Here is a 26,760-nt window from a genome sequence, read left to right as displayed (position 1 = left end):
ATGCGCAGGGTCGTCGTCACCGGAATCGGCATCGTTTCCTCCATCGGCAATAACACGCGGGAAGTGCTCGACAGCCTGCGTGCGGGCCGCTCGGGCATCGAGTTCTCGGAGGAATACAAGGAGCTCGGCTTTCGCAGCCAGGTACACGGCCCGATGCACGTGGACACCGAGGCCCTGATCGACCGCAAGCTGCGCCGCTTCATGGGCGACAGCGCGGCCTTCAACTACATCGCCATGCAGGAGGCCATCGACGACGCCGAGCTGGCCGGCGACCTGGTCTCCGACCCGCGCACCGGCCTGATCGTTGGCTCCGGCGGCGCCTCCACCGAAAACGTGGTGCTCGCCGCGGACACCCTGCGCGAGAAGGGCGTGAAGCGCATCGGCCCCTACGGCGTGACCCGCACCATGTCCAGCACCAACTCGGCCTGCCTGGGCACAGCGTACAAGATCAAGGGCGTGGGCTATTCCATCAGCTCGGCCTGCTCGACCAGCGCCCACTGCATCGGCCACGGCGCCGAGCTGATCCAGCTGGGCAAGCAGGACATCGTCTTCGCCGGTGGCGGCGAGGAGGTGCACTGGTCCATGACCATGCTGTTCGACGCCATGGGCGCGCTGTCCTCCAAATACAATGACCGTCCCGCACAGGCCTCGCGTCCCTACGACGCGGCCCGCGACGGCTTCGTCATCTCCGGCGGCGGCGGCCTGGTGGTACTGGAGGAACTCGAACACGCCCGCGCCCGCGGGGCGAAGATCTATGCCGAGCTGATCGGCTATGGCGCGACCTCCGACGGTTACGACATGGTTGCCCCCTCCGGCGAGGGCGCGGCGCGTTGCATGCGCCAGGCGCTGGAAGACGTGGACGGCCCGATCGACTACATCAACGCCCACGGCACCAGCACCCCGGTGGGCGACACCAAGGAGCTGGAGGCCGTACGCGAGGTCTTCGGCGATCAGGTGCCGAAGATCAGTTCCACCAAGTCGCTGACCGGCCACGCCCTGGGTGCGGCCGGGGTGCACGAGACCATCTACAGCCTGCTGATGCAGCAGGCGGGCTTCATCTCCGCCACCGCCAACGTCGAGCAACTGGACGAGAAGGCCGAGGGCCTGCCCATCGTGCGTGAGCTCGAGGAAGGCGCGGAACTGAACACCGTCATGTCCAACAGCTTCGGCTTCGGCGGCGCCAACGCCACCCTGGTCTTCCGCAAATGGACCGACTGATTTCCAGGTTCGCGGTATTCAGCCACGGATCAACACGGATTTTCATGATCCCGCCCCACCCCTGACGCCATTATCTGGATACAGGCGGGCATACCCCGCAATGCGTTTTTCCAAACCGGGATACACTTCACATTATCCGTGTCAATCCGTGTTCATCCGTGGCCAATATTCCCTGAATACAAACACATAACCACCGCCCCCATTCAGCCCGCATTCAGTTTACCCGCCCTACACTGATCCCGCAGTCTCAGAACAGACCCGTCTGTTCGACAACTTCTACAGAAGGAGCGAGATCATGAACCGAATCAAGCAGGGCTTCATTGCACTGACGCTGGGTGCCGCCGCCCTGGCTGCCGCACCCCTGGCGCATGCCGACCGTTATGTCGAGCACAACCACTATTACGACCGGGACTACGGCCGGGACTACGCACGCCATGACCGCGGGCGCGGCCATGCCTACGGGCACTACAAGTCCCGCAAGGAGGTCCATAACCACTATCATCAGCGTTCACGGTATGAACACCGCAAGCCGAAGCGGGTGATTCATAAGCACTACCATTATGACCGCCCCTCACGCGTGGTCGTAGCCCCGCCGCGCCATCACCGCTCCTCGGGCTATGGCCATGCCGGTGACTACCGTTCGGCCACGCCCATGATCGTCGGCGGCATCATCGGCGGCGTGATCGGCAACGAGATGGGCAAGGGCCGCGGGCGCGATGCGGCCACCGTGGCTGGCGTGCTGCTGGGCGGTTCGATCGGGCGGGATATCGGTTATCGCTACTGATACCCGCACGGGCCTGATGAGACCTCCCGGCGGCGGAGCCGGCAAAGCAAAAGGGGTGGCAGTTGCCACCCCTTTTTCGTCCCCATCAGGGATAAGGGGAACAGGGACTCAGTTGAAGTCGTGCGTCGTCATCTCGCCGGCCGTGATCGTCACGTTCGCTTCACCGTAGAACGACATGTCGTCAGCGTCGCCGGTCTCGCCGTAATTGTCATCGTCGGTGGCGGGGTCACCGTCCTCGGCGGTATCCTGATCCGAGTTACAGGCGAGGGCTACCGTATAGGTCCCCGGATCCAGGGGCGACACCGTGTAGTCATTGACGCCATCCATGGCCAGGTTCACCGTGGCAATCGGATCGCCGTCATCACCGTCCATGTCGTCCACGCTGTCGCCTTCCTCGAACACATAGACCGCCATGGGCGTGGAACAGGAGGGATCGCTGCTGGTTACAGTGGCAACATCCACCGACCCCTTCAGGGTGCCGGCCTCATCATCCTTCACCATGCGCAGCGTCGGCCGCATGATGTAATCGCCGGCACCGGTCAGGTGCACCGACTGGCGCAGGTTGAAATCGATGGTGTAGGCCAGCATCTCGTCGGCGGCCAGGGCGAAGCTGTTGTTCAGCTTCAGCCCGGTCTGCGCGCTGCTCGGAATGGTCAGGTCATGTTGCCCAGTTCCGTCAACGATGTAGGTATTGTCCTGATCCAGTTCCAGCCGGATCCACGCATAGTCGCCGGCAGTGACAGTCTCGTCCTCGACCAGGGTCAGGCTGGCGCCGTTCTGGTAATCCAGCAGGTTGATGCTCTGCGGCGTATCCAGCGTGATGGTGATGGCGTCGCCGTCGGCCGGCTTGAGGGTCACAGCGGTGAAGGTGACCACCACCTCAGTGACGTTGTCGACCGGGGCGTCGGTGATCGACAGGCTGAAGCTGCCGGTACCGCCGGAGTCGGAACCGCCTCCGCCGCAGGCACTCAGGCCGGCGGCAACCAGGCCTGCCAACAGGGTCCGCTGAAAATGCGTCGTGGTGGGATTCATGGTGCGTCCTCCGTTATTCGAATTGGTGACTCGCAGCCTAGAGGATGACACGCCCTGTCGCTGCGAAACGACGCACACTTCCTGTGTATCTGGAGCCTGGGGAGCACCGGCGAAACTGTCAAGCCACACGCCAGACCATTGATTCAATGATTTACTATAGGGTTCTATGACAGCACCTGTCGCGCTTTCTGCAACCGCTTGTCGGAAACCTTCTCCCGGGTACCCAGTTCCTGGGCGAACAGCGAGACCCTGAACTCCTCGACCAGCCAGCGTAACTGCTGCAGGGCCTCGCTGTTCCCGTTCGTTCCCTGCAGGCCCTGCTTGCAGGCCTCCCAGTGCGGCGCAACCTGCGCGGCCAGCTGGCGGTCACGCCCGGGATTGCTCTCCAAGCGGTCCAGCCGCCGCTCGATGGCGTGCAGGTAGCGCGGCAGCTCGCCCAGGCGCGCGCGCGGCGTGGCGACGACGAAGCCCGGATAGATGAGGTGATCCAACTGATCGCGGATGTCGTTGAGCGCGGCCAGCCACTGCGGCGGGATCCTCCCCTTCAGCCGGCGGGCGATGGCGTGATAGTGCGCCAGGGCCGCGCCGACCTGCCCGGCCAGGGCATTGGCGGTTTCCACCAGCCGCGCTTCGGCCGCCTGCCGCGTCTGCTCATAGGCCTGTGCCGTGCGCAGTTCGTCCTGCTCGGCGAACAGACAGGCGGCGGCCGCGGTGCGGATAATATCCCGCTTGAGCGCGTCGCAGCTGCCGACCGGCGCATAGTGCAGGCACAGCTGCTTCGCCTCCGGCAGATTCTTTTCCAGGTAGCGCAGGGTCTTGTCCGCCTGGCGGCAGAACAGGGTCAGGGTACCGGCACGATGGGCATCACGCGCCTTGTCCGGGCTGTCCAGCAGGCGCAGGGCGATGCCTTGCTCCTCATCCACCAGGGCCGGATAGCCGCGCAGCCGCAGGCCGTCGCGTTCCAGTTCGATGTATTCAGGCAGATCGCCGACGTCCCATTCCGTGATCCCTTCACGTTCATATTCCGCCGTGGGCAGACCGGCAAAGCTGCGCTCGGCGTGGGCACCGACCTCGGCCTTCAGCGTCTCCAGATCACGGCCCCGGGCCAGCATTCCGCCCTGGGTGTCCAGCACCCGGAAGTGCATGAACAGATGCGCCGGCAGCTGCTCCGGCCGCCAGTCATCCGGGCCCACCTCGATGCCGGTCATGCGCCTGAGGCGCGCGGCCAACTGTCCGGTGAGCGAACCTTCTCCAGGGGACAGCGCCTGCAGGCAGGCACGGGCGAAATCCGGTGCCGGGACGAAGTGCCTGCGCAGCGCCTTGGGCAGGGAACGGATCAGGGCGGTCATCTTTTCTTCCAGCAGACCGGGCACCAGCCATTCAAACGGCTCAGGGGTGAGTTGATTCAGGGCCGCCAGCGGTATCTCCACCGTCACACCGTCCTCGGGATGGCCGGGCTCGAAGTGATACTGCAGCGCCAGGTTCAGGCCGCCGAGTTCCAGGCCGGCCGGAAAGGCCTCGCCGGTGATATGGCCGGCGGCGTGCTGCATCAGGGCCTCGCGGGTGAGGTAAAAGGCCTGCTGCTGCTCTGCGGAGGCGCGCTTGTACCAGGCTTCGAACCGAGGCGCATTGCTGACATCCGCCGGCACCAGACGGTCGAAATAGTCGTACAGCACGGCCTCGTCGATCAGGATATCCTGGCGCCGCGACTTGGCCTCCAGCTCCTCCACCTCCTCGATCAGGGTCCGGTTGTGCTGATGAAACGCCAATCGGGTACGGTACGGTACTCGCCGCGCACCAGCGCGCCGCGGATGAACAGCTCGCGCGCGGCAACCGGGTCGACCTGGCTGTAATCCACCCGCCGCGCCGGCACCAGCACCAAGCCGTAGAGACTGACCTGCTCGTCGGCCACGGCGCGGCCGCGGCGCTGTTCCCAGTGGGCGTCGCGCCAGCTGCGTTTGACCAGGTGCGGGGCCAGGTGCTCGGCCCACTGCGGCTCGACGCGTGCCACGGTGCGGGCATACTGGCGCCCGGTCTCGACCAGCTCGGCGGCCATGATCCACTTGGGCGGTTTCCTGAACAGGCCGGAGCCGGGGAAGATGTGCAGTTTGATCCCGCGGGCACCCGTATACTCCTGCCCTTCCCCCTTGAAGGCCAGGTTGCCCAGCAACCCGGTCAGCAGCGCCCGGTGAATGGCGGCATGGTCGGCAGGCTCGGAATTGAGCTGCAGATCCAGCTCCCGGACCAGCCCCAGCAGCTGGCCGTGAATGTCCTTCCATTCCCGCAGTCGCACCCAGGACAGGTAGTGGCGTTCGCACAGGCGCTGCAGCTTGCGCCGGGTCAGATGCCGTTCCTGTTCGCGGTAGAAGCGCCACAGCCTGAGAAAACCGACGAAGTCCGACTGCTCGTCGCGAAACGGGGCCTGCGCCTCGTCGGCGGCCTGCTGCGCCTCCAGCGGCCGCAGCCGCGGATCGGGCACGGTCAGGGCGCTGACGATCACCAGCACCTCGTCCAGACTGCCTTCCGCGTGTGCGGCCACCAGCATGCGGCCCAGGCGCACGTCCAGCGGCAGGCGCGCCAATTGCCGCCCCGTGTCGGTCAGGCGACTGTCGTCATCGATGGCCTGCAGCTCGTGCAGCAGCCGGAAGCCGTCGCGTACATAGCGCGGGTCGGGTGGATCAATGAAGGGAAAGTCCTCGATATCCCCCAGCCCCAGTTGCAGCATCTGCAGGATGACGCTGGCCAGGCTGGTGCGGCGGATCTCGGGATCGGTGAAGGCCGGTCGCTGGTCGTAATCCTCCTCGCTGTAGAGGCGGATGCAGATGCCGGGCGCGACCCGGCCGCAGCGCCCGGCGCGCTGGTTGGCCGAGGCCTGTGAGACCGGCTCGACCGGCAGGCGCTGCACCTTGGTGCGATAACTGTAACGGCTGATGCGCGCCAGCCCGGTGTCGACCACATAGCGGATGCCGGGCACGGTGAGCGAGGTCTCGGCCACATTGGTGGCCAGCACGATGCGCCGGCCGCTGTGGGGGCGGAACACCTGTTGCTGCTGCTGCACCGACAGCCGGCCATACAGCGGCAGGATCTCGGTGTGCGGCGGATGATGCTTGCGCAGCCGCTCGCTCGTCTCGCGGATGTCGCGCTCACCCGGCAGGAATACCAGAATGTCGCCCGGCCCCGCCCGCTCCAGCTCGTCGACCGCATCCAGGATGGCCTGGCCCCGGTCGCGCTCGCGGGCATCCTCGTCCTCGCCGGCGAGCGGGCGGTAACGCACCTCCACCGGATAGGTGCGGCCGGAGACCTCGATGATGGGGGCGTCGTCGAAGTGCCGGCTGAAGCGTTCCGGATCGATGGTGGCCGAGGTTACGATCACCTTCAGCTCGGGCCGCTGTGCCAGCAGCCGCTTGATGTAGCCGAGCAGGAAATCGACATTGAGCGAGCGCTCATGGGCCTCGTCGATGATCAGGGTATCGTAGGCCAGCAGCTGCGGGTCGCTGCGGGTCTCGGCCAGCAGGATGCCGTCGGTCATCACCTTGATCAGGGAATCCGCGCCGACCCGGTCACTGAAACGCACCTTGAAGCCGACCTGTGATCCGACCTCGGTGTGCAGTTCCTCGGCGATGCGCGCAGCCAGGCTGCGGGCGGCGATGCGCCGCGGCTGGGTATGACCGATCAGGCCGTCCACGCCGCGGCCCAGTTCCAGACAGATCTTGGGCAGCTGGGTGGTCTTACCCGAGCCGGTCTCGCCGCAGACGATCACCACCTGATGCCCGGTCAGGGCCGCGGCGATGGCCTCGCGATGTTCCACCACGGGCAGGTCGAGCGGATACTCCGGCATCGGCAGGGCCTGTTGACGCTGCGCGCGGCGCGCCTCCGAGGCGGCGACTTCGGCCGCGACCGCTGTCAGCCCCCTGTCGATGGGCCGGTTGCCGCGCAGCCGCCGGCGCAGCCCGGCCAGCCGCCGCTGCAGGGGCGCGCGGTCGCACAGCAGGCAATGGGCCAGGCGCTGTTCGAGCTGTTCGAGTTCGGTGGTGGACATGGGTACCAGTGACGCCGCTCGGCGGCGGACATGATATCCTGCCTGCCATGGAACCAACAGGTCGGCGGGGAATCCTACCCAGGGAAACGGGCCGGCCCGCATCCTGCATCAATCAGACGAGCCCCGGCAAATCGGGCGATCGATACAGCCCTGCGTCCTGATGGAGATTCATAATGAAACAGATGTTCCGTTCCCTTGTATTGCAGCTCTGCGCCCTGTGCCTGCTCGGCGCGGCACCCCTGGTCCAGGCCCAGGAGGGCGAGACCCGGACCGACTCCCTGTTCGGCGAGCCCAGCCACAAGCTGGTCTACCAGCTCAACCAGGCCGATCCCGACTATATGGATCACATCCTGTTCTCGGCCGGCGCCATGCTGCGCAAGTTCGGTGACGACATCCGGATCGTCATCACCCTGATCGGTCCCGGCGTGCACCTGGCGGCGAAGAACCCCGGCCGGCCGGTGCCGGAGGAACTGCGCCAGCGGGCCGAGAGCCTGGCTATGTACGACGTTGAATTTCATGTCTGCGGCAATACTCTCAAATCGCTGGAATGGACCATGGACGACATGGAAAGCTATGCCACCTATGTCGAGGTCGGCGCCGCGGACCTGATGCTGCTGCAGGAGCAGGGCTACAGCTATATCAGTTGGTAGGCAGGGATGCAGGGCCGCAGTGGGCCGAGCACCTGTCGGGTTACGCTGCGCTAACCCGACCTATGTTACTGCACCACTTTGACCGGCCGTCGGCGGCGGGTATGATCGGCTGCACACCCTCTCGAACCGGCAGCCGATGGCATCCCATTCCAATCAGCGCGGCATCTACGGCTGGGCCCTGTACGACTGGGCCAACTCCGCCTTCGCCACCACCGTCATGGCCGGTTTCTTCCCGGTCTTCTTCAAGCAGGTGTGGAATGCCGGCGAGCCGGCCGCGCTCAGCACCTTCCGCCTGGGCCTGACCAACTCGCTGGCAAGCCTGATCGTGATGCTGGCCGCGCCCCTGATCGGCGCGGTGGCCGACCAGCTCGGGCGGCGCAAGGGCGCGCTGCTGATCTTCACTGCCCTGGGCGTGCTCATGACCGGCTCGCTGGCCTGGATCCAGGCCGGGCACTGGGAGCTGGCCGCGCTGGCCTACGGCCTGGCCGTCATCGGCTTCTCCGGCAGCAACCTGTTCTACGACGCCCTGCTGATCTACATCGCCCCGCTGCGCGACGTCGACCGCATCTCCTCGCTGGGCTTCGCCCTGGGCTATCTGGGCGGCGGACTGCTGTTCAGCCTCAACCTGCTGATGACCTGGCAGCCGGAATGGTTCGGCCTGGCCGATCGCGGCGAGGCGGTGCGGGTCGCTTTCATCTCGGTTGCCGTGTGGTGGGCGGTGTTCTCCCTGCCGCTGCTGCTGTGGGTGCATGAACCCGGCACCGATACCCGTCCGTCTCTGCGCACGAGTCTGGTAACTGGCTGGCGCCAGCTCCTGACCACCCTGCGCGAGGTCCGCGCACTGCCCGAGGCCTTCATCTTCCTGCTCGCCTACTGGTTCTACATCGACGGCGTGGGCACCATCATCCGCATGGCGGTGGACTATGGCCTGTCACTGGGCTTCCCCGACACCAGTCTGGTCACGGCACTGCTGATCACCCAGTTCGTGGGCTTTCCCGCCACCCTGGTGTTCGGCCGCCTGGGCGGCCTGATGGGTACGCGCAACGCCATCTACCTGGCTCTGGGCCTGTACATGCTGATCACCCTGTGGGGCGCCTTCATGAGCGCGGTGTGGGAGTTCTACCTGCTGGCAGCGGGCGTGGGCCTGGTCCAGGGCGGCGTGCAGGCACTGAGCCGGTCATTGTTCGCGCGCCTGATCCCCCTGCACCAGTCGGCCGAGCTGTTCGGCTTCTACAACATGCTGGGCAAGTTCGCCGCCGTGCTGGGACCGCTGCTGATGGGCACGGTGGTGCTGGCCACCGGTTCGCCACGGGTGGGTATCGTCTCTGTCCTGCTGCTGTTTGTCACCGGCTTCTGGCTGCTCTCGAGGGTGGACATCGAACGCGGCGAGGCGCGTGTTGCCCGGATTGATGTCAGCTAGACGCTGGGTGCCAGCCTGACCTGCAGCCCCGCCGTCATCCCGGCGCATGCCGGGATCCAGAAACCGTTGCGGCCACTGGATTCCGGCATACGCCGGAATGACAGAGACAAAAGCCGGGAACGGGCCATCAGGCCCTTGTTCCGGCCTGCACCCCCCTTAACGGTCCGCCAGCCTGATGACATGGACGTTCTCGTCCACGGCATTGACCAGCACATAGGACTTGCTGGACGCCACGTAGCGGAAGCGGCCGAAGGTACCGGCCGATGGCGCCCTGCCCGGGCCACTGTTGCCGGCCGCGACACCGGCCTCGATGCGTTGCCAGACGAGGCTGTCCAGGTCCAGCACATACAGGTCCGTGCCGCCCATCCAGGCCACCAGGCGATCCAGGTCGGGATCATAGATCACGCCGGGACTCTTGGCGGCGGTGATGGCGATCTCGCCCCGGGTCTGCACCCGGCGCGCGGCGCTCTCACCCTCCTTCAGATCCCACAGCATGATCTCGCCGGGCTCACCTCCGGCATCCTTGCCCACGGCCACGAACAGGCGCCGTTTGGGATCGATGACGCCGGTCATGCGGCTGACCCAGGGATCGCTGCTGCGGTCGCCGTGGCCGTCCCACTGTCGCGTGGCGGTATCGAAGGACAGCAGGTGACCGCGGCCGCCGGCACTGTGCATCCACACCTTTTCGCTGACCGGATCCCAGGCCGTCATCACGCCATAGCTGACCCGTGCCGGCACGTCCGCCAGGCGGAACCACTCGCCGGTCTCCAGCCGCAGGCAGTCCAGATTCTGCAGCGTGGTGCGGGTGGCCTGGTACAGGGCCTTGCCGCCGAAGGCGCACAGAGCGTCCTCGCCCGGGACATACTCCAGCGAGTCATAGGTCGAACGCGCCCAGGGCAGCCCGTCACGGTAATAGCCTGTCTCCGGGTCGCCCTCCAGCCACTCGCTGCGCGCAGACACCTGCTGCCATTCCAGACGACTGGTGTCGAAGGCATAGACGGCGTTGCCACCGAAACGGTTGCCGCCGCCGCCCCAGACCAGCAGCCGTCCGCGCCGGCTGTCGAAGGCGCCGCCGCTGCTGGCCTCGGTCAGGGCCCGCAGATAGGCCTCGGACTCGTTGCCGGCCACCGCGTCGGCCAGGCGGCTGTCGGGGATTTCGGTCCAGACCGCGGCCGGCAGACCGGGCAGATCGAAGCCCTTGTCATTGACGCTGTAGCTGCGTTCCCACTGGTTGTCCCCGGGGGTGAGCTCCATGTCCGCGCTGCTGACCGCTATGCGGGCGACGCCTTCCGGCGTCGTATCACTCATTATCATTACGCGCACCGGCAGGTGCTCACCCGGCGCGAGGTCCGGCACGGGACATTCCAGTTCATCGCCCTGACGGGAGCAGGCCAGGTTGTCAGCCGTCATGCCGAGCTTGAGCGGCGCCTCGGTCACGGCCGTCAGCCGCACGCCGCGCGCGGTATCCCTGCCCCTGTTGGCCAGTTCCAGCGTCCAGCTGACCGGTTCCCCGGGTTGCAGGGCGGCCGGCGCATCCACGGCGGCGAGTTGCAGATCCACCCGGGAGGCTTCGATGGCCAGACGGTCCTGGTACAGATTGTTGGAGAGCATGCCGTCCGGCTCGGTGGCCAGCAGCTCCGCCCGCACCCCGATCTCGCCGGCGCCGCCGGCGGTCAGCTCGAGGGTGATGGTGCGCCGCTCGCCCGCGGCCAGACCGCCGAGGGCACAACGCACCCCGTCGGGCCGGCGTTCGCAGCCGGCGACCGTCCCGGTCAGGGCGAAACCGGCCAGCTCGCCATCGAGACGCAGGTAGGCATCGACGCCGCTGGCGGAAGTCTGCGACAGGTTCATCAGGGTCCATTGCAGCTGCGTTGACTCGCCCGCGGCGAGCACCGGGCTGGCGGTCTCGACCACGGTGGCCACATCCACGTCCGGCTCCGGCACCGGTTCCGCACCGGGCGGGTCGGCGGGTTCATCGACCGGCTCATCGACCACGGGTTCATCGGGCGTGGTGTCCACCGTGCCCGAATCGCTGTCACTCGTACTGCCGTCCGTGTTCGGATCGTCAACGGGTGCGGGCGCAGGCTCGGGCTCAGCATTGGCGTCATCGATCGAGTCCATTACATCGGGCAGGTCGGTGGCGCTCACGTCCACGCCGGCCAGGCGCAGCAGACCACGACCGGTGTAGGTCTTGCGGGTGCGGTTGGCCGCCGGCACGCCCGGCTGGACCAGGCTGAGGCTGCGATCGGGCCGATCCCAGATCTCGAAGCTGATCCGTACCTCATCGGCGTTGGCCTCGCTCACGGCCACCGGCAGGTTGACCGGGATCACGGTCGGCTCGCCGTCGATAGCCGGCGTGATGTCCACGCCATCGGCCAGCACCCGGAAGCGACCATAATCCAGAGGTGAATCGTCCCACAGCCCCACCAGTACCTGGCTGACGTAACCGCCGGACTGCACCGGGGTAACGGTCAGCACCGGCCGGACCAGGTCATCGTGCACATTGGTCAGGGGCGCGCCCATGTCCACCCAGCGCGCCAGCAGCCGCTTCTCACGCTCGGGCATGGCGGCCACATGGTCGGCGTGCTCGGCCACCTTCGGCCAGATCTCGGGGAACTCGCGCCCCTGCGGATCGACCGGCACACCGCTGTTGACGGGCGGCTGTCCGGTGGCCGGATCGCGGCCGTCCAGACGCTCGCCGTACAGGGCCCAGATCAGCATGCTGGAGCGGGCACTGTTCATGGCCAGCCAGCGCGATACGGTGCAGCAGCTGTAGTGACGGGTGATGCGATCGGTGCCGGGCTGGTCCAGATCGGTCAGACCGTCACCGGGTTTGCTGGCATGGTTGATCTTCACGCCGTCCTCGCGCACATAGGCGTTGCGGGTGAGCAGATCGTAGGTGCGCGTGTCGCCGTCCAGCCGCAGCCCGGTCAGCTGCTGCGCCGGTTTGCCTTCGGCGTGACAGGAGGCGCAGCGCTTCTGGATGATCTCGCCGATGCCGTTCTCCCAGTCCACACCCAGGCTGCGCCGGGCGCTGATGCCGGGCAGATCGGGATAGACGGTTTCCGCGGCCGCCACCTGTACCCGGCCCTGCCCGTCCACACCGGCGAACAGCGGTGCGCTGTGGCGGGTGAAATCCCCGAACGGTCCGCCGGCATCCAGCTTGGCGAAGGACTGTTCCGGGTCCATGCCGTCGCGGGTATGCACATGGCAGCCCACACACAGCTGCTGCTCGCCGCGGCCGACGGTGCGCGAGGTGGTTTCGATATCCAGTGCCATGCCGTGTTTGTCGATGGTCTGGAACAGGAAGGGCGTGTCGGCCGGGATACGCACCATGAAGCTGGTATCCGGATTGCCCTGGCCGTCCACCACGCCCGGCTTGCGCACCGGGAACTCACCCAGGATACGCAGATAATGATACTGGGCCTTGCCGGCCCACTGTTCGCGATTGCCGGAGAAGCCGTTGGGCGTGGGCGGAATCGGCAGGCTCACCCGGATACCGGCGATCTCCTCGTTGTCGAAGATCGCCAGCTCCCCGCCCTGCACCAGCAGGTTCTGGTAGGTACGGCCGGAATGGAAGCCGCCACCGTCCTTGGCGTTCCAGGGGGTGCCGTTCAGCGCCCGGGTCTCGCGGTCATACAGGCTGGAGGCGCCGCTCAGGCCCCAGGGCACGCCGGCCGGCAGGCGCGGATCCGTCAGGCCCAGGTTGTCATTGCGGGCAATGTTGTCCGGTTCCGGTGTGCCATGAATGCGGCTGTATGGCACCACGGCGCGCGGCATGATCTCGTGGTAATCCGGATGGTCCACCACGATCATCCCGTCCTCGGCCACATGCCCGATGGGATCGGTGCCGTTGGGCGCGAGCGGGAACAGCCAGATGCCGGCATCCTTGCCGATCTGGGCCAGGGTGTCCTGCAGCGAAGCGTAGTACTTGCCCATGGTCGACGAACTGCCGATGGTGTAGGTCGTGAGCAGGCCGTTGTCCGGTGCCCCGGAAGGATGGGTGAACTTGCCGTTCATCATCACGGTGCGGCCGTCGACCGGATGGCGCCAGTAATCGCCGCTGTCCACGTAGGGGTCGGCGGCCTGGTCGCCGGCCGGCGCCTCGGGGGTGAGCCGGTATTCACCGCGACGGGCGAAGGGATGCAGCTGGTTGCCGCTCTTCCACACGCCGGGGTCATAATTGTGGTGTTCAAAGTCCGGCCCCTCGGGATCGGCCGGGAAGCGCTGCAGCGAGCCCATGCCGCCGTTGTTGTTGTCATAGTACAGGGTCACCACCGCGTCGCCGTCACTCAGCTGGGTGACATAGTGATAGGAGAAATGGGTGGCATCGGTCTTGCCGGCGAAGATGAAGGGGTCCGAGCCGTCGGGATTGATGGTGAACAGCGAATAGTCGTTGTTGTTGGAGCGCTGCAGCATGGTGTCCTGGCTGGTGTAGACCACCTTGCCATTGCTGAGCATGGCCGGATGCAGCTGCTGGCCCATGGCGCGATGGCCCAGCCATTCCAGGTTGTCACCGTTGACGTCCATGGCGAAGAGCTGGAACTGGTAGAAGCCGCTGGCACGGTTGCTGGTGAAACCGATACGCCCGTCGGGCAGGAAGAAGGGGCCGGTGTCCATGACCGGGATGGGGCTCTCCCACTCCGGATCCAGACCGGGATGGGCACGGCCGGCGAACTTGCCGCCGGCCGGGGAGACACGCCGCTCCGTGCCCGTTTTCAGATCATAGATGTACACATGAGCCGGGGCATCGAAGGCTTCCAGCAGGATACCGCGGCGGTGGGCATACTTGCCCTTGGGCCCGTCGCCGTCGGGGTAGAGCTCCATCACGCTCTGCAGGTGATCGGTCTCGCCCCAGCCGCCGTTGCCGTTGAGGCCGCGGTCGGTGATGAAGCTGCGGGTGTCCTCGAATTTGGTGTAGACGATGCGGGTGCCGTCGAAGGACACATTCGGGTCGGCCACGCTGCACACGCGTCCGCTGGCGGCGTTCTCGTCGCAGTTCACCAGCACCTGCTCGGCGGCCGGATCGCCGGCCGGCTTGTCGTGACGGTGCAGTACCAGATCGCAGCCGGGCTGCTGGTAGAGATTGTTGGAGGCCGACAGCCAGATGTCGTTGACACCGTTCCAGTTGCCGTATTCGTTGCCGTCCGGCATATGCACCGGCTCCCGGCCACGCGGACAACGCACATACACGACGTCGTAATCGATCTGCGCGAACCGCGCCTGACGGGGTTCCTGGGTATGGCCTGGGAGGGTGAAAAAGGCGGTCAGCAGACCGGCCGAAAGCGCGGCCGCGAACGGGCCGGGAACAGTCCATTTGATCATATTTCCCCGCAACTCAAAAAATAAAAAGAAAAAAGAAGTGCCAAGTACAACAATGAGCGGCAGGGTAACGGGAAGACTCAGTCGATAAACGGCATGTGATCACAAATTCAGGATTCGCAATCATGATGATGCGCGGACAGAAGCAGCGCGTCACAAACAGCAAAGACAAGGCGGGGAACAGCCTAAAGATTACGCCGGTGCTGCCGAGACAGCGCCGGCACCGGGACAGCCCGGGTCAGAGGGACAGGCGCTCGCGCTCGGCGTCGATCTCGCCGGCAGCGAGGGCGCACAGCAGTTTGCGCATGATCCCGCGCAGCCGCTCACGCGCCGCCCCGGCGCCGTCCAGTCGGTGTGCCTCGACCAGCTGTCGCCAGGAACGATGCTGCAGACATTTCCCGAACAGGAAGTCCCGGTCGGCGGCATCAAGCAGGCCGGACTGCATCCATGCATCCTCGAACCGGTGCAACAGCCTGGTGATCGCCACCAGACTGACCTCGTAACCACGCCGACCGAAGGCGAAGGCGGCCAGCTCAGCCCAGTCCTGCGCGGTCAGAGAGGCTGCCGGCGGCGGTGAGTCCTGGCGTTGCAGCAGCGCCTGCGCCAGTTCCGGCTCCAGTCGTTCCAGGCCGTCGGCGAGCTGCAGCGGCAGCAGCGCCTGGAAGCGCGTGCTCATGCCGTCCACCAGCGCTTGAGCTTCCGGCCCGAGCGCCTTGAGCAGGAGCGCGGCATGCAGTCCGCTGCTGGCCTCGCGTTTCAGGCCCAGGCGCAGCGGGACATAGCCGTTGGCCCGCCAGAAACTCAGCAGCAGCGAATCCAGACCGAAGCTGGCGCCGAGCCAGTCGACACCGCCCCGGTGCCGGGCATCGGCCTCGAGTTCGCGCAGCAGACGGCTGCCCAGCCCCCGGCACTGGCGTCGCGGATGCACGGCGATGCGCATGATGCGCCGCCCCCGCAGCCGGCCGGCGGCCTCGCAGCCGACGTGCGCGACCAGCGACTGGGCGACCAGGTGGCCGCGCAGCCGGCGCCGGCCGCTGAAGATGGCGGGGATGAGATCGGCCGGCAACGGCCCTTCCGGGACCGTCAGGGCGGCGGCCAGCAGGCTGTCGCCCTGGCGCAGGACATGGATCTCCAGTCCCGGCGCATCCAGCAGCTGACGCAGGTCCGAGGGGCGGGTGCGGTAATGCGCCGAGACCAGCAGACCGAACAACTGACGCAGTTCCGGTTCGTTGGCCAGCAGGGCATCGCGGTCGAGGCGGGCATACACTGCCGCCTCCGCCTCCCGGGCCGGCAGCCGCGCCGGCGGCAGGAGATCGGCATCCAGCAGCAGGGCCCGGCCCAGCCAGCGCTCCAGCGGATCGTCCGCGGCCCAGCGCACGGGATCGTGCAGACGCAGCAGCCGCCAGCCCGGGGTGATCCGGTCCAGACGCGGAAAGAATTTCAGCTCGAAGCCGCGGCCCGTGCCTTCATAACCCTGCACGGTGGTGGCCAGCGCCACCCGCGGCCAGCCCTGCACCAGCCGTTCCAGCAGGGGCAGCGGGATGGCGGCGGCCTCGTCGATCAGCAGCAGGTCGGCCGGCGGCTGTCGTCGCAGCAGCTCATCGGGCGGCACGAAACGCGGCGCCGCCGCCCCCTGCGCCCGCGCATGCCGCAGCAGGGCCTCGCAATTGTCGCACCGCGGCGCTGTGACCAGAATCCTGATATCCGGCAGACCGGCTGCCGCCATACCCAGCGCCGCCGACTTGCCCCGCCCGCGCGGGGCGGACAGCACCAGCGGCGGCTGGTGTGCCTGACCCCGGGCCAGCGCCAGGATGGCCGCGACGGCCTCGTCCTGCGTGGACATCCCGCTAACGGGCAAGGCGGCAACGCAGCTGTCCCCGGCCCGCACCGGGGGAGCGCACGCCAGCCCCGGTCCTGTTCCAGCAGGGCCACCGCCGGGTCGGCGAAGCAACCGATCAGGCGCCGGAGAAAACGTCCGGACGGGGGCTGCGCCGTACCGGCAAAACGTGTGAATTCGGCATCCTCCCGCGCCGGCCAGTCCGTCAGCGCCGGGGTGAGCAGGCCCAGCAGGCCGCCGCCGCGCAGGGTACCGGCCATCGCGGCCAGGGCATCCACATCCAGTCCGGCGTGGGCATCGAGCAGTACCAGATCGTATTCGCGCCCCAGATAATGACGGTAATCACGCTGGGGTACCGACCCCGGCGAAGTCGAAGCCATCCCGCCCAGACATAACATTGATTCGGGCTGCCAGGCCTCGATCAGGTCCTGCGCACAGCGCCGTGTCCATGCCGGCTCTCCCGCACAGACCCACAGCCGCCGCTGGCGCGTCCGCCGCAGGTCGGGGCGCAGCCGCAGCAGCGAGGCGATGGGCTGTTTTGCCGCTGCGGTCTTCACTGACACCTCATGCGGCATGGATTTTTGTATCGCGAGGGAATCGGGCATACTGCAGGGAGGTTGAATGCCCGGCAGACAGTATCCAGCCTGCCGGCAAGACATGCACTGCGCGGCTGTTCATAAAACACACAATAGAAATCACCGTCCGATCATTATGAAAACCCGCCACATCCAGCTGCGTGAACACCAGCATCAACTCGCCCGCTGCCACCGTTGCCCGGACATGCAGGGCCCGCCCATCATCGGGACCGCGGTGCTGTCGCCGATCATGCTGATCGGGCAGGCCCCGGGGAGCAAGGAGATCCACCTGCACCGGCCCTTTGCCTGGACCGCCGGCAAGACCCTGTTCAGCTGGTTCGCCGGCATCGGCCTGGAGGAGGAACGCTTCCGCAGCCGCGTCTACATGGCGGCGGTCTGCCGCTGCTATCCCGGCAAGCAGCCCAGGGGCGGCGACCGGGTGCCCGCGCCAGAGGAAATCGCCAACTGCAGCAACTGGCTGGAAACCGAGCTCACCCTGCTGCGCCCGCAGCTGATCATACCCGTCGGCCGGCTCGCCATCAGCCGCTTTCTCGCCTTCCGCAAACTGACCGAGGTGATCGGGGACCTGCACCAGCACCAGGTGCAGGGCCGGTCCACCGACCTGCTGCCGTTACCCCATCCCTCCGGGGCCTCCACCTGGCACCGCACCGAACCGGGACGCAGCCTGCTGGCACAGGCCCTGCAACGGCTGGCAACGCATCCCGCCTGGCGCAAGGTCTGCGCGGAGAAGTTCGAGCCGAAAGCGACAGGCTAGCCCCTGCCATTGCGGGCTCAGGGCGCCGGGCCCGAGTCTCCGCCCATGTCAACGCGGAGTTCGGCCGGTGCCAGGCACTGACCGTCGTCGCTGCAGGCCTGGGCGTGCAGGCTGAGTTCGAGCGCCTCGGGCGCCGGACGCGCCAGCCGCACCGGGATGCGCACGCCGTCGTCATAGACCCGGATGGGCCGTTCGAAACCGGCCGCCAGCGGCCGGCCGGCGGGATAGTCGGCGACCAGTTCCAGCGCCCGGTCTCCGCTCCGGGCCCGGACCCGTGTCGGGATCAGAAAATCCAGCGAGGCCGGTGTGGCGTTGACATGCCAGCCGGGCTTGAGCTGCAGGGTAACGACCAGGCGGCGCGGATCGGTGTCATCCACCCGGGCACGTGCCCGCACCACATCCGCGGTATCCGGGGGCGTGTATTCGACCGGCATCGGCGCGGCCTGCTCATCCAGTCCCGCCGCCCGGTACTCGGCCAGCGCCCACAGCATATGAGGCATGGCCGCCGGGTCGTCTTCGAGTACCGGCGCGTAGGCGCGCAGGGTGGCGGCGGCATGGCCGGCAAAACGGGCATCGATCTGGCGCGCCAGGCCCACGAGGGCGCGCACGGCCAGGCTGTTGGGCGCGGGCATGGCGCCGTCCCGGCTGGCTCTGGGCCGCACGATCAGGTGGTCGACCGAGGCCTCGGCGTAGTGAAAGCCGCCGGCCGGATCCCACAGGGTGTCGATCATGGCATCGCCCAGAGATTCGGCCGCCGCGCGCCAGCGCGGCGCATCGGTCGTCCGGTCCAGCGCCAGCAGTCCCAGAATGACGGCTGCATAGTCGTCCAGGTAGGCGGCGATACGGCCCCGGCCGGCGCGGGCGACATGCAGCAGACGGCCGTCTTCATCCCGCAGGACCTCGAGCAGGGCGGCAGCGGCGCGTTCGGCCCGCTGAATATAGTCCTCGCGTTCGAGCACCTCGCCGGCATGAGCCAGGGCTTCGATCATCATGCCGTTCCAGGCGGTGACGGCCTTGTCGTCAAGCTGCGGCTGCGGCCGGCGCTCGCGCGCCGTGAGCAGTTTCACGCGAATGCGCTCCAGCCGCTCATGCAGTTCGGCAACCGTCAGATCCATGGCCGTCGCGGTCTCGGCAGGGTCGCGAGGCCAGTGCAGGATATAGGCCTCATCGAAATTCGGCGGGCCCGTCAGCCCCCAGACCCGTGTCGCCAGATCATATTCGGTCTCCGTCAACAGCTCGCGCAGCTGCGCCCGGGTCCAGACATAGGAAGCACCCTCTTTACCCGCGACCTCGGCGTCCCGGGCGGAGTAGAACAGGCCGTCGGGCCCGGTCATCTCCCGCTGAACCCAGGCCGCGATGGACTCGGCCACACGCCGGTAGTCGGGGTCGTCGGTATGCTCCCAGGCGCGCGCATAGACATGCAGCAGCTGGGCATTGTCATAGAGCATCTTTTCGAAATGCGGCACCAGCCACTGGGGGTCGGTGGCGTAACGATGAAAGCCGCCGCCGACCTGGTCGAAGATGCCGCCCCGCGCCATGCCGTCCAGGGTGGTGGTAAGCATCTCCCGGCTCCCGGCATCCCCGCTGATCCGGTCATGACTCAACAGCAGCTGCAGGTTCGAGGGCAGGGGAAAGCGTGGCGGCGGACCGAAGCCACCGTCAAAGGGATCGAAGGTCCCGGCCAGTGCGGCCACCGCCCGCGCCCGCACCTCCGTCCCGGGCAAACGCTCGGCGGCCGCATCCGGCAGACCCGTGGCCCGGTGCATCTGCGCCATTACCCGGGCGGCGCGGCGTTCGATCACGCCGCGCTCCTCCTCCCACATTGTCTGCGCCCTGAGGATCAGTTCCCGCAACTGCCCGGGCGGCAGATACACCGCCGCGAAGAAGGGTTCCAGCTCGGGGGTGAGCAGCAGGGTCATCGGCCAGCCGCCGCGGCCGGTCATGAGCTGCTGGGCGGTCATGTAGATGGCATCCACGTCAGGCCGCTCCTCGCGATCGACCTTGACGCTGACCGCGTGCTCATTGAGCAGCGCCGCGATGTCGGGGTCGGAGAAGGACTCACGCTTCATCACGTGACACCAGTGGCAGGTCGAATAGCCCACTGACAGGAAGATGAATTTATCCTCCTCCCGGGCCCGGACAAAGGCGGCCTCGCCCCAGGGATACCAGTCCACCGGATTGTCGGCATGCTGCAGCAGATAGGGGCTGGACTCCGTGGCCAGCCGGTTCTGTCCCTGTGGCTGCGCGGCGCTCACCAGGCCGACGACCAGGGTCAGAGCGACCAGGCCCGGGAGGATACGGCGCAGCAATGGAATCAGCCGGAACATGTCCCGTTGGACCAGATATGGGAAACGGGGTTCGCCGCGGGCGGGCGTTTAATCCCCACAGCCCTGGCGTCAAAATTCTTTACACTACCAAGATTGCCCCATATGTTGGGGATTCCACGTAAAAAACAGGGGGTAGTATCGAACATACAGGGGCGTGCCCCCAATCCCACCCAGAACAGACGGCCCAGGCCCTGCCCCCTCTCCACCATCCCTGCCCTTCCGGCAATCCAATTGATTTATATGTTATTTTTATAAGATCCGGCGTCGGACACCGCGGTAGCAGCCGGCAATCCTTATGGAGATCCTTACACTCCTGCCTGTCGCCCCTGGGAGACACCCTGGCAGACCCCGGCATCACCGACCCAACACATTGTTAATAAAAAATAAAATCACAGCTGGCAGAGGACTTGCATTGACCGGGGAAGCGGATTCGCCGCACCGGCGCCTTCGGGGTGGCGGTATTGTCGCAGAGCGTCCGCCGCCAGCCCGGTTCAGGGGCGGCCACAACGATTATAAACAGGGGAGGCCCAATGAGGATTGCACACCGAAACTGGATGAGTTTCACCGCCGCGCTACTGGCCATGGCCGGGTCATGGTTCCTTGCCGCCCCGGCCGTGTCGGCGCCGCTGAACCTGACGCAGCAGTTCCCGGATATCCAGGTGTCGGACCTGGACATCGCCTATGACGCCGGCACGGGGAGCTTCACCGCGAACCAGGCCGCCTTTGCCTGGTTCGAGTACTCCGCCGATGGCATCAGTTCCACCGGTGCCGGCGACTGGACCTACTCGCTCACCGCCAGCCTGGACAGCGGCACCGGCGCCCTGACCTCCGGCTCCCTGGAGATCCGGGACGGGTCCAGCGCCACCCAGCTCAGCGGCGACCTCACGGCTTTCGGCTTTACCGATGACCCCACAGGCGACAGCGACGTATTTGAAGTCCTGTTCAACGTCACCGGCGGCGCCCTGGCAGGTGACTTCGGCGCCCTGGGCGGCATCATCATCGTGACTGACACCAGCGACTTCGCCGGGGACTTCGGGACCGGCTTCACCGCCGCCAGCACTTCCAACGACACATTTGCCGCCGTCGTGCCGGTACCGGCCGCCGTCTGGCTGTTCGGCAGCGGACTGCTGGGCCTGGCCGCCGCCGCCCGGCGCCGGCACTGAAAATGGACTTTCAGTCAGAGCACATGACAAGGAGCACAACCGTGACGGGACTCAGAAACTGCATCGGACGCATCGCCACAGCCCTGCTGCTGTCGCTGTCATTGGCGCCGGCTCAGGCCACCCTGCTGGACATCGATCCTGACGCCCCGCTGCTGCGCTTCGGCAGTCTGCTCAACCAGGGCGCCGACTATGACGCCGCCAGCGGCCGGATCAGCATCAGCGGCGATCCGCAGGCGGTACAGTTCGTGCTGCCGGGCCCCTTCACCGGCATCACCGGAACCCGCTCCCTGAGCATGGACTTCTTCGTCGACAGCAGCGGCATCGTGACCGGCGGCATCGCCGGCAACGACTTCGAGCTGTTCGGCGAGATCGACAGCGACGGCGACTCCATCCCCGACCACACCGGCCTGTTGCTGGCCGGCGAGATCCGCGAGTTCGGTTTCCAGGACCTGACCGCTACGGTGGATGTCATGGACTTCCTGTTCGAGGTCAGCGGCGGCAGCCTCGCCGGCCAGTTCGCCGGCTTCGGCATCGGCGTGGCCATGACCCTGGAAAACTCCAGCTTCACCGGCAGCTTCGCCCAGGACTTCACCAGTACCCGGGTCAAGGGCCGCATCGGCACCGCCCCGATCCCGCCCAGCCAGATTCCCGAACCGGGCACCACCTGGCTGCTGGGAGTGGCGGCCCTGGCAGGACTGCTGCCGGCATTGCGCCGACGCTGTCGCACCTGATTCCCAGTCCGCGTATCCGGCTTACCCGGTCCCTACCCGGTCCCTACCCGCTCCCCAGTCATCACCCCGTGGCCTGCGCGGCGCGCCGGGGACTGTCACCGAACAGCACCTGGCCGGCGAGCCACAGCGCCAGGCCCAGCGCCAGCAGCAGCAGGCCGCGCCCGAGCAGCTGCTGCTGATCGACCAGGTAGTTGGTGCACACCCGCACCGGGGCCGCACTGTACAGCCAGCCGAGCACCACCAGCATGCTGAGCAGGTTGCTCCACAGAAATCCGCGTCCGACTGCCGGCAGCCGCCGCCAGCTCAGCGCCAGCGGGGCGCCGACGAGCAGGGGCAGACTGACGAACTTGGCCAGCTCCATGGCCGGCTGATTGAGGGCGGCGTCGAGCGAGCGCGGCAGCATCCAGAAGGCGATCGCGAACAGGGCCAGCAGGGTCAATGGCACACCGGCGGCGTTGCAGCGATCCAGACGGTTGCGCAGACGGGCCGGTAGCCGGCGGACAGCGAGCACCCCGAGTCCGGCCAGCAGCGGCAGCTGCACCAGCATGTGCATGACCATGCCCGCCTCCAGCCAGTCGCGCAGCGGCGGCGTGGCCAGCAAGAGGTACACCGCCAGCAACTGCCAGCGCCCCGGTCCCGGCAGCAGATTCACAACCATTCCCGCACCCGTTCGACGAAGGCCAGCGGCCGGTCGAAGTCCTCGATGCGCGCCAGCCGGCCCCGGCGGTCGACCAGGTGCAGGGCGGCGTTGTGTTCGAAACCGCCGAAGCCGTTGGGGATCACCACGATACCGAAGCTGCGCAGCAGCGCCTGCAGCTCGGCCGGGTCCTCGACCCGGGCCACCCGCCAGGACCCGGTATCGGCGCCGTAACGTGCCGCATAGTCGGCCAGCCGCTCCGGACGGTCGCGCTGCGGATCGAAGCTGATGCTGAGCAGCACGACATCCTGCCCCAGGGACTCCGCCGGCAGCGCATCACGCACCCGGGCAAAGGCCTGGCCCAGGGCCCGGCACACGCTCGGGCAGTTCACATAGATGAACTCCACCGCCACCAGCCGGCCGCGCAGGTCATCGAGCCCGAAGCGCCTGCCGGTCTGGTCCTGCAGCGTCACTGCGGGCAACGGCCGGGGATTGGTGTGCACGGCATGGCGCCGCGCGCCCTCGTCGGTGAAGGCGCGGAAGCCGTCCGTGCCCCAGGCCAGAGTGGCGAGGCCGAGCACCGTCACTGCCAGTACTGTCAGCAGGCCGCACCTCATGCCACCCGGCCGCGGGCACTGCCCAGGCGCAGCAGGAACCGGGCAACGAACACCAGGGTGGCCGCCAGCACCAGGGCCGCGAACAGCGCCCCGGCCCGGTCATAGGGCAGCCACTGCGCCAGATGCTCGGCATAGCGGCGCGGTGCCCCGGCCCGGCCGCCGGCGAGAAAGGCCAGCACGAACCCCAGGCCCGCCACGGCGAACACCCAGAAGCCGATGCGGTCGATCCCGCGCTCGGCGCCGGCGGCGTCCGTGGGCCGGCCGCCCCGGGCCAGGAAGTACATGAAGCCCAGCACCATCGGCAGCATCCCCAGCAGCAGATAGGTGTGGAAATGCCCGGGTACCCACAGAGTGTTATGCATCACCTGGTTGATCACCACCGTGGCGTCGATAATGGCCGGGATCACGCCCGCGCCCCAGCCGAACACCGACAGCAGCAGCAGGCCCGAGGCCAGATCCCAGCGCATGCCGGAACGATGGACATTGGTAAGCGCGCCGATCACGGTCACCACCAGCACCGGCAGCCCGCTGGCATAGGAGATCACCTGGCCGGCGACCAGGGCCCACTCCGGCATGGCGAAGTCCATCAGCAGGTGGTGCGGATAGTTGGTCATCACCATGATCACCGAGGCGTTCCAGGCGGCGAGCACCACCTTGCTGGATTTCCACGGCCGCCCGGTATAGCGCGGCAGGATCTCGTAGACGGCGATCACCGCCATGTAGATGGTGGCGTTGATGAACACATGGCCGAAGAAATAGGTCATGTTCTTGGCCAGCAACGGATCGATGCCGAAGGCCGGCACATACAGGTTGACCAGCGTCATGACCAGGATGGCCGCTCCGGTGGTGATGCCGATGGTGTTGATGATCAGTACCATGGTGCTGGCGACCACGGCCACCGGCGGCGCCCGACCGTCGTCATGGCCGAACAGCTGCGGCCAGCCCAGCGCGCGTCCCAGGCTGCCGTACCGGCCCAGGATGGCACGGGCCACGTCCAGGTAGAGCAGCAGGAAGCCGGTGCCGATCACCAGCAGCCCGCCCACGAACAGGGCCGCGGCATGGGCACTCCACACCCCCATCGGCTGGGCCGGCAGCGGGTACAGGAAGGTCCAGGCCCCGGCGAAGCCGCCGAACAGCACGCTGGCCAGGATCATCACCACCCCGACCAGGAACAGCACCAGGTTGGCGACGAAGACGGCGCCCGACAGACGCACATACTGACCGAGGAAGTACCACATCACGGCCACGCTGCCCAGCGCGGCGATACCCACCATGCCGGCCCCGTGCAGGGTCAGCAGTTCGTAGAAGGTGTCCGGCGCGAGATCCAGCATCCCGCCCTGCGCCAGCCGCAGGAGCAGGCCGAAGACCATCATCAGCAGCACCACGGCGCCTGCCGTCGCCAGACAGGCCAGCACCGGGATCGGTGTACGGTCATGGGCGGTCATGTTCGTCGTCACATAGGTGTCAGTCACGGGCGGTCTCCTCTTCACTGGCGGCGCCGACCTTCAGCTCGGCGATCATGTCGTGGTGGATCATGCCGCAGTACTCCAGGCACAGCAGTTTGTAGGTGCCGGGTTCGCTGAAGGTATGGCGCAGGGTGTTGGTGTATTCCGGCATGGCCATGACCTGGGCGACCAGGCGCATGTCCTCGTCATAGATGCCCAGGCCGTGGTTGACCGCCGCACTGGTGACGCGGAACTCCACCGGGGTGCCGACACTGGCCTGATCCGTGCTGAGATCCCAGGCCCACTGTTTGCCGACCACCTCGATGACCTGGGCCTCACGGCGGTCGATCCCCGCGCTGGCATAGGGCAGGTCGATCAGCGTGTAGAGCATCACCGGGGTGAGCACCACCAGGATGGCCCAGAACAGGATCCCGCGGATCCGGTAGGCGCGGCTGATCAGCGGCGCGGCGTCCTCCACCCGGTCGCGCGCGCGCAGCGCCACGAACAGGAAGGCGGCGAGCAGCACCCCCATCAGAATGAGGCTGAGCTGCCAGGCGAGTGTCTGATACATAACTATCCCCGCTGTTTCTATTGAACATGGAAGCAGGGCCCGCCTGCCGGCGGCGCCCGTACGAACGCGGCCGGGATCGACCCGGCCGCGCCTGCCCCATAGCCAGAACCGTGCCAGAAACCAAGTCACTGACTTTACGTGACAATTTAATACATGTATTATTAATACATGTTTACTTGTGTTCACTTCCCACATCCGGTTGACGTTCACTCTGAACGCTCTGACAGCCAGCCATGTTCACGCTGAGCACCCTGAGCCGATTCCTGGACAGCCTGGAGGAAGGCGTCCTGTTCCTGGATCGCGGGCGACGCGTGGTGGCCATCAACGAGGCCGCCGGCGAACTGCTCGGCCGCGACCGGGACGAGGTGCTTAGCCGGCTCTGTCCGAGCATCTTTGCCGACACCGCCTGCGCCCGGGCCTGCGAGGCGCGCGGCCACTGCACCCTGAGCGAGTCGCGCACCAGCACCCGTCAGCTCCAGGACATCAGCCTGGCCCGCCCGGACGGTCTGTCGGTGCATCTGCGCATGTGGTCGCTGCTGCTGCCGCCCAACCAGGCGGACCTGTACTGCGCCATCATCCTGCGCGACCGCTCGCGTGAGGTGGAACTGGAGGGAGAGGTGCGCGAACGGCTGCGGCTGGGCGGCATCGTCGGCCACAGCCCGGCGATGCAGGCCTTGTACGAAAAGATCCTGCGCGCCGCCGTCAGTGAGGCCACCGTGCTGGTGCTGGGCGAAAGCGGCACCGGCAAGGAACTGGTCGCCCGCGCCCTGCACGACAACTCCAGCCGCAGCAGCGGCCCCTACATCGCCGTGCACTGCGCCGCCCTGCCGGAGAACCTGCTGGAGGCGGAACTGTTCGGTCATGCCCGCGGCGCCTTCACCGGCGCAGCCACCGCCCGCGCCGGCCGCTTCGAGGCGGCTCACGGCGGCACCCTGCTGCTGGACGAGATCGGCGAGATCCCGCCCAGCATCCAGGTCAAGCTGCTGCGGGTGCTGCAGGAACGCGAAATCGTGCGGCTGGGGGAGAACCATGCCCGACCGGTGGACGTGCGCGTGCTCGCCGCCACCCACCGCGACCTGGCCGGGATGGTGCGCCGTGGCGAGTTCCGCGAGGATCTCTATTACCGGCTGTGCGTGCTGCCACTGGAGGTGCCGGCGCTGCGTGAACGGCGCGAGGACATCGCCATGCTCGCCACCCGGCTGCTGGAGGAGGCGGCGCGCAATTACAAGCGCAAGCCGCCGCAGCTGGCGCACGAGACCGTGCTGCAGCTGGAACGCAGCGACTGGCCGGGCAATGTGCGTCAGCTGGCCAACGCCATCGAATATGCCCTGGTCCACTGCGACGGCGGCCGCATCCTGCCCCATCACCTGCCGCCGGACATCGCCCACCTGGCGCCGGAAATCCCCGCCCCGCCCCACCCGCCCGGGACCGCGCCGCTGACTGGCTATTACCGCACCCCGGCGAACGACGAGGACGAATGGGCGCTGATCCAGCAGACCCTGCACGAGACCGGCGGCAACAAGGCCGAGGCCGCCCGCCGCCTGGGCATGTCGCGCACCACCCTGTGGAAGCGGCTGCGACAGAATGCGCCGGACAAGCGACTGGCAGACAACTGAG

The 26,760-nt window shown here is 67.1% G+C and carries 18 protein-coding genes and 1 pseudogene; 8 read left to right on the top strand and 11 right to left on the bottom strand.

Annotated features, from left to right (window positions below; translation table 11 throughout):
* Positions 1–1,218 carry a beta-ketoacyl-ACP synthase I gene (gene fabB, locus D6C00_RS10925; protein ID WP_125181750.1) on the top strand — a complete coding sequence of 406 codons (1,218 nt, stop codon included), beginning with the start codon at positions 1–3 and terminating at the stop codon, positions 1,216–1,218.
* 295 nt (positions 1,219–1,513) lie between these two features.
* The gene (locus D6C00_RS15795) at positions 1,514–2,002 is read left to right on the top strand and encodes a glycine zipper 2TM domain-containing protein (protein WP_206609556.1); all 489 of its coding nucleotides are present in this window, start codon (positions 1,514–1,516) and stop codon (positions 2,000–2,002) included.
* A gap of 108 nt (positions 2,003–2,110) precedes the next feature.
* On the opposite strand, the gene D6C00_RS10915 is transcribed toward D6C00_RS15795, so the two are convergent.
* From D6C00_RS10915 to hrpA, 3 genes are all read right to left on the bottom strand, one after another.
* On the bottom strand, positions 2,111–3,034 hold the full coding sequence (locus D6C00_RS10915) for a DUF4382 domain-containing protein (protein WP_125181749.1): 924 nt from the start codon (positions 3,032–3,034) through the stop codon (positions 2,111–2,113).
* 164 nt (positions 3,035–3,198) lie between these two features.
* Positions 3,199–4,803, bottom strand: coding sequence for a DUF3418 domain-containing protein (locus D6C00_RS16380; RefSeq protein ID WP_255416768.1), 1,605 nt, complete (start codon positions 4,801–4,803; stop codon positions 3,199–3,201).
* On the bottom strand, positions 4,773–7,073 hold the full coding sequence (hrpA, locus tag D6C00_RS16375; RefSeq protein WP_255416767.1) for an ATP-dependent RNA helicase HrpA: 2,301 nt from the start codon (positions 7,071–7,073) through the stop codon (positions 4,773–4,775). The genes D6C00_RS16380 and hrpA overlap by 31 nt, the downstream gene beginning before the upstream one ends.
* 173 nt (positions 7,074–7,246) lie before the next feature.
* On the opposite strand from hrpA, the gene D6C00_RS10905 reads away from it, so the two are divergent.
* Together D6C00_RS10905 and D6C00_RS10900 are read left to right on the top strand one after the other, a co-directional pair.
* On the top strand, positions 7,247–7,723 hold the full coding sequence (locus D6C00_RS10905) for a DsrE family protein (protein ID WP_125181748.1): 477 nt from the start codon (positions 7,247–7,249) through the stop codon (positions 7,721–7,723).
* A gap of 136 nt (positions 7,724–7,859) precedes the next feature.
* Complete coding sequence (locus D6C00_RS10900) at positions 7,860–9,143, top strand: MFS transporter (protein ID WP_125181747.1); 1,284 nt, start codon at positions 7,860–7,862, stop codon at positions 9,141–9,143.
* Positions 9,144–9,299: 156 nt separating this feature from the next.
* On the opposite strand, the gene D6C00_RS10895 is transcribed toward D6C00_RS10900, so the two are convergent.
* The 3 genes and pseudogenes from D6C00_RS10895 to D6C00_RS16760 form a co-directional block, all read right to left on the bottom strand.
* Positions 9,300–14,468: an HzsA-related protein gene (locus tag D6C00_RS10895; protein ID WP_125181746.1), complete on the bottom strand. Its 5,169-nt coding sequence runs from the start codon at positions 14,466–14,468 to the stop codon at positions 9,300–9,302.
* A gap of 235 nt (positions 14,469–14,703) precedes the next feature.
* The gene (locus D6C00_RS10890) at positions 14,704–16,308 is read right to left on the bottom strand and encodes a GNAT family N-acetyltransferase (protein WP_125181745.1); all 1,605 of its coding nucleotides are present in this window, start codon (positions 16,306–16,308) and stop codon (positions 14,704–14,706) included.
* Positions 16,309–16,430: 122 nt separating this feature from the next.
* Positions 16,431–16,682 (bottom strand): annotated as a pseudogene (locus D6C00_RS16760) (tRNA(Met) cytidine acetyltransferase TmcA domain-containing protein); the annotation flags it as partial.
* A 331-nt stretch (positions 16,683–17,013) separates the two neighbouring features.
* On the opposite strand from D6C00_RS16760, the gene D6C00_RS10880 reads away from it, so the two are divergent.
* A complete protein-coding gene (locus D6C00_RS10880) occupies positions 17,014–17,652 on the top strand; it encodes a uracil-DNA glycosylase family protein (RefSeq protein WP_206609555.1) in 639 nt (212 codons plus the stop codon).
* A 17-nt stretch (positions 17,653–17,669) separates the two neighbouring features.
* On the opposite strand, the gene D6C00_RS10875 is transcribed toward D6C00_RS10880, so the two are convergent.
* Entirely contained in the window at positions 17,670–19,979 is a 2,310-nt protein-coding gene (locus D6C00_RS10875) for a DUF255 domain-containing protein (RefSeq protein WP_125181743.1), read from the bottom strand.
* 554 nt (positions 19,980–20,533) lie between these two features.
* Between D6C00_RS10875 and D6C00_RS15790 the strand changes: the two genes are divergently transcribed.
* Together D6C00_RS15790 and D6C00_RS10865 are read left to right on the top strand one after the other, a co-directional pair.
* A complete protein-coding gene (locus tag D6C00_RS15790; protein ID WP_206609554.1) occupies positions 20,534–21,142 on the top strand; it encodes a VPLPA-CTERM sorting domain-containing protein in 609 nt (202 codons plus the stop codon).
* Positions 21,143–21,183: 41 nt separating this feature from the next.
* Entirely contained in the window at positions 21,184–21,873 is a 690-nt protein-coding gene (locus D6C00_RS10865) for a hypothetical protein (RefSeq protein ID WP_125181742.1), read from the top strand.
* A gap of 61 nt (positions 21,874–21,934) precedes the next feature.
* Here D6C00_RS10865 and D6C00_RS10860 read toward each other — a convergent pair whose 3' ends face one another.
* From D6C00_RS10860 to D6C00_RS10845, 4 genes are read right to left on the bottom strand one after another with little or no spacing between them, the layout of a single operon-like run.
* Entirely contained in the window at positions 21,935–22,525 is a 591-nt protein-coding gene (locus tag D6C00_RS10860) for a hypothetical protein (RefSeq protein ID WP_206609553.1), read from the bottom strand.
* The gene (locus D6C00_RS10855) at positions 22,522–23,127 is read right to left on the bottom strand and encodes an SCO family protein (protein WP_125181740.1); all 606 of its coding nucleotides are present in this window, start codon (positions 23,125–23,127) and stop codon (positions 22,522–22,524) included. Before D6C00_RS10855 ends, D6C00_RS10860 begins: the two co-directional genes overlap by 4 nt.
* Positions 23,124–24,572: a cbb3-type cytochrome c oxidase subunit I gene (locus tag D6C00_RS10850; RefSeq protein ID WP_125182442.1), complete on the bottom strand. Its 1,449-nt coding sequence runs from the start codon at positions 24,570–24,572 to the stop codon at positions 23,124–23,126. The genes D6C00_RS10855 and D6C00_RS10850 overlap by 4 nt, the downstream gene beginning before the upstream one ends.
* 19 nt (positions 24,573–24,591) lie before the next feature.
* Positions 24,592–25,143, bottom strand: coding sequence for a cupredoxin domain-containing protein (locus D6C00_RS10845; protein WP_125181739.1), 552 nt, complete (start codon positions 25,141–25,143; stop codon positions 24,592–24,594).
* Between the two features lie 233 nt (positions 25,144–25,376).
* Between D6C00_RS10845 and D6C00_RS10840 the strand changes: the two genes are divergently transcribed.
* Positions 25,377–26,759 (top strand): sigma-54 interaction domain-containing protein, encoded by a 1,383-nt coding sequence (locus D6C00_RS10840; protein ID WP_125181738.1) that lies wholly within the window; start codon positions 25,377–25,379, stop codon positions 26,757–26,759.
* Position 26,760: the final 1 nt, after the last annotated feature.

The organism is Thiohalobacter thiocyanaticus (genome assembly GCF_003932505.1).
GTDB classification, from domain to species: domain Bacteria; phylum Pseudomonadota; class Gammaproteobacteria; order Thiohalobacterales; family Thiohalobacteraceae; genus Thiohalobacter; species Thiohalobacter thiocyanaticus.
Note: the sequence above shows the minus strand (reverse complement) of the source record. Positions and strands in the feature narration are given on the sequence as shown.

Excerpts from the sequence above, each read along its gene's own strand:
- fabB (WP_125181750.1), top strand. The coding sequence starts at position 1 with ATGCGCAGGGTCGTCGTCACCGGAATCGGCATCGTTTCCTCCATCGGC.
- D6C00_RS15795 (WP_206609556.1), top strand. The coding sequence starts at position 1,514 with ATGAACCGAATCAAGCAGGGCTTCATTGCACTGACGCTGGGTGCCGCC.
- D6C00_RS10915 (WP_125181749.1), bottom strand. The coding sequence starts at position 3,034 with ATGAATCCCACCACGACGCATTTTCAGCGGACCCTGTTGGCAGGCCTG.
- hrpA (WP_255416767.1), bottom strand. The coding sequence starts at position 7,073 with ATGTCCACCACCGAACTCGAACAGCTCGAACAGCGCCTGGCCCATTGC.
- D6C00_RS10905 (WP_125181748.1), top strand. The coding sequence starts at position 7,247 with ATGAAACAGATGTTCCGTTCCCTTGTATTGCAGCTCTGCGCCCTGTGC.
- D6C00_RS10900 (WP_125181747.1), top strand. The coding sequence starts at position 7,860 with ATGGCATCCCATTCCAATCAGCGCGGCATCTACGGCTGGGCCCTGTAC.
- D6C00_RS10895 (WP_125181746.1), bottom strand. The coding sequence starts at position 14,468 with ATGATCAAATGGACTGTTCCCGGCCCGTTCGCGGCCGCGCTTTCGGCC.
- D6C00_RS10890 (WP_125181745.1), bottom strand. The coding sequence starts at position 16,308 with ATGTCCACGCAGGACGAGGCCGTCGCGGCCATCCTGGCGCTGGCCCGG.
- D6C00_RS10880 (WP_206609555.1), top strand. The coding sequence starts at position 17,014 with ATGAAAACCCGCCACATCCAGCTGCGTGAACACCAGCATCAACTCGCC.
- D6C00_RS10875 (WP_125181743.1), bottom strand. The coding sequence starts at position 19,979 with ATGTTCCGGCTGATTCCATTGCTGCGCCGTATCCTCCCGGGCCTGGTC.
- D6C00_RS15790 (WP_206609554.1), top strand. The coding sequence starts at position 20,534 with ATGAGTTTCACCGCCGCGCTACTGGCCATGGCCGGGTCATGGTTCCTT.
- D6C00_RS10855 (WP_125181740.1), bottom strand. The coding sequence starts at position 23,127 with ATGAGGTGCGGCCTGCTGACAGTACTGGCAGTGACGGTGCTCGGCCTC.
- D6C00_RS10850 (WP_125182442.1), bottom strand. The coding sequence starts at position 24,572 with ATGACCGCCCATGACCGTACACCGATCCCGGTGCTGGCCTGTCTGGCG.
- D6C00_RS10845 (WP_125181739.1), bottom strand. The coding sequence starts at position 25,143 with ATGTATCAGACACTCGCCTGGCAGCTCAGCCTCATTCTGATGGGGGTG.
- D6C00_RS10840 (WP_125181738.1), top strand. The coding sequence starts at position 25,377 with ATGTTCACGCTGAGCACCCTGAGCCGATTCCTGGACAGCCTGGAGGAA.